3 protein-coding genes are annotated in these 2,771 nt (G+C 69.3%); all 3 read right to left on the bottom strand.

What is annotated here, in order from left to right:
• Window positions 1-667, bottom strand: a 667-nt coding sequence (locus OXK16_11470) for an ATP-binding cassette domain-containing protein (protein MDE0376562.1), incomplete at its 3' end; no start/stop codon positions are given.
• Between the two features lie 37 nt (window positions 668-704).
• Window positions 705-2,342, bottom strand: coding sequence for a choline dehydrogenase (gene betA / locus OXK16_11465; protein MDE0376561.1), 1,638 nt, complete (start codon window positions 2,340-2,342; stop codon window positions 705-707).
• 73 nt (window positions 2,343-2,415) lie between these two features.
• Window positions 2,416-2,771: glycine/betaine ABC transporter substrate-binding protein (locus OXK16_11460; GenBank protein ID MDE0376560.1), on the bottom strand; the 356-nt coding region annotated here is incomplete at its 5' end.

The raw sequence follows: 2,771 nt of genomic DNA, 5'->3' as shown, positions 1-2,771 counted from the left end.
TCATCTGGAGCTCGATCAGCTCGTCCTGCATGTCCCGGCGGATGAGCGGGTCGAGGGCGGAGAACGGCTCGTCGAAGAACAGCACCTCGGGGTCGACGGCCAGCGCCCGGGCCAGCCCCACCCGCTGCTGCATGCCGCCGCTGAGCTGCTGGGGGTGATGATCGCCCCAGCCCTCCAGGCCGACGGTCTCCAGGAGCTCCCGGGCGCGCTCCTGCCGCTCGCGGCGGTCGATCCCCTGCACCTCCAGCCCGTAGGCCACGTTGTCCACCACCGTGCGATGGGGGAACAAGCCGAAGTGCTGGAACACCATCGCCATCTTCCGGCGCCGCAGATCGCGCAGCGTGGCGCGGTCGGCACTGGTGAGCTCCGTGCCGCACACCTCCACGGTTCCCTCCGTGGGCTCGATCAGGTGGGAGACGCACCGGACGAGGGTGGACTTTCCCGATCCCGAGAGGCCCATCACCACGAACGTCTCACCCGGGGACACCTGGAAGGTGACGTCGCGGACCGCCACCACGCTGCCGACGGCCTCCCTTATCTCCTCCCGGCCGGCCCCGGCCTCCGCCATCTCCCGCGCCTCGGCGGCCCGCCTGCCGAAGACCTTCCACACGCCCTCGACCCTGACCCGGGAGGCCTCGCTACTCGCGTCCATCGCTGTGTCCATCATCTTGATCCAACTTCCACCGTCGATTGTCGAGCGTTCGTCACCCGGCCGGTTCCGCCGGGTAGACCGGGACATCCAGGGGCTCCAGGGGCTGGTTGCCCAGGATGAGGTCGGCCGCCTTCTCCGCGATCATCATCACCGGAGCGTAGATGTTGCCGTTGGTGACCGTCGGCATTACGGAGGCGTCCACCACGCTCAGCCCCTCGGTGCCGTGAACCCGCATCGATCCGGGATCCACCACCGACCCGTCGTCGGTGCCCATGCGGGCCGTCCCGGAGGGATGCAGGGCGGTCTCGGCATCCCGGGCGACCCAGTCCAGGATCTCCTGGTCGGTCGAGACCTCCGGGCCGGGCGACAGCTCCCCGGCGTTGTAGGGGGCGAACGCCGGCTGGTTCATGATGCGGCGGGTCACCCGGACGGCCTCGACCCACTCCCGGCGGTCCTGTTCGGTGGAGAGGTAGTTGAAGCGCAGGGACGGCTTCGCCCTCGGGTCGCGTGACTTGATCCGGACGTACCCCCGGGCGTCCGAGTACATGGGGCCGACATGGACCTGGTAGCCGTGGCCGTGGCTCGGCGACGAGCCGTCGTAGCGGATGGCCAGCGGCAGGAAGTGGAACATGAGGTTGGGGTAGGACACGTCCGGGTTGGAGCGGACGAAACCGCCGCCCTCGAAGTGGTTGGTGGCGCCGGGTCCCCTCCGGGCCAGCCATTGCATCCCGATCCAGGGTCGGCGCCACAGGCGAAGGGCCGGCTGCATCGACACCGGCCGGCGGGAGGCGTACTGGACGTACACCTCGAGGTGGTCCTGGAGGTTCTCGCCGACCCCCGGAAGGTCGGTGACCACCGGGATGTCCAGCGACTCCAGGAGACCGGCGGGCCCCACCCCGGAGAGCTGGAGCAGCTGGGCGGATCCGAACGCCCCGGCGCACAGCAGGACGTGCCGGCCCCGGACGGTGCGGTCACGGCCCCGCCGGCGGTACTCCACCCCCACCGCCCGCCTGGCCTTGAACAGGACCCGGTTGATGAGGGCGCCGGTCTTCACGTCGAGGTTCTTGCGATGCATCACCGGATGCAGGTAGGCCACCGAAGCCGAGACCCGCCGTCCCCGGTGGATGTTGCGGTCGAAGGGCGCGAACCCCTCCTGGCGGTACCCGTTCACGTCGTCGGTCAGCGCGTACCCGGCCTCCTGCACCGCTTCGAAGAAGGCCACAAAGAGGGGACTGTCGGCCGGTCCCCGTTCCAGCACCAGCGGGCCCTCCCCGCCCCGCCATCCATCCGCACCGGCCAGGCAGGTCTCCGAACGCTTGAAGTAGGGGAGGCAGTGGCGGTAGTCCCAGCCCTCCATGCCGGGTTCGGCGGCCCACTTGTCGTAGTCGGCCGGGTTGCCGCGCTGGAAGATCATGCCGTTGATGGAGCTGGATCCGCCCAGCACCTTCCCCCGGGCGTGATAGATCCTTCGACCCCCCATGTGGGGTTCGGGATCGCTCTGGTACCGCCAGTCGTAGAGGGGGTTGCCGATGGGGAAGGCCAGGGCCGCCGGCATGTGGATGAACACGTCCCACTTGTAGTCCCGGCGCCCGGCTTCCAGCACCAGGACCCGGTTGCCGGCGTCCGCGCTCAGCCGGTTGGCCAGCGCGCACCCGGCCGAGCCGCCTCCCACGATGATGAAGTCGTACAAGAACTACTCCTCGGGGAAGGTCGGCGGCGCCGGCAGGTCTCGCTGGCTGCCGGCGCCGGTTCTCACCTGCCTTCTAGGAGGAGGGGATCCACGCACCCCAGACGTCGGGGTTGGCCTCGATCCACTGGGCTGCCGCTTCGTCCACCGTGAGGCCGTCGTTCTCGATGGCCGACAGCATCTGGATCTGGTCGGCGGTCGAGTAGCTCATGGCCCGCAGGAAGGCATCCGCGTCGGGGGCGTTGGTGGCCAGATCGCTGTTGACGATCTTGAACAGCACGTCCTCCGGGTAGTCGCAGTCGATCCCGCCGGCATCACCCGTGGCGTAGCAGGCATCGCTGTAGGCGGGGAGCGCGACCCGGGTGAGGTCGTAGGTATTGAACGCCGAGTGCGGGGTCCAGAAGTAGAAGAGAGCGGGCTCCTGGCGGCTGT

The organism is bacterium (assembly GCA_028821235.1).
Classification (GTDB): Bacteria; Actinomycetota; Acidimicrobiia; order Spongiisociales; family Spongiisociaceae; genus Spongiisocius.
Note: the sequence above shows the minus strand (reverse complement) of the source record. Positions and strands in the feature narration are given on the sequence as shown.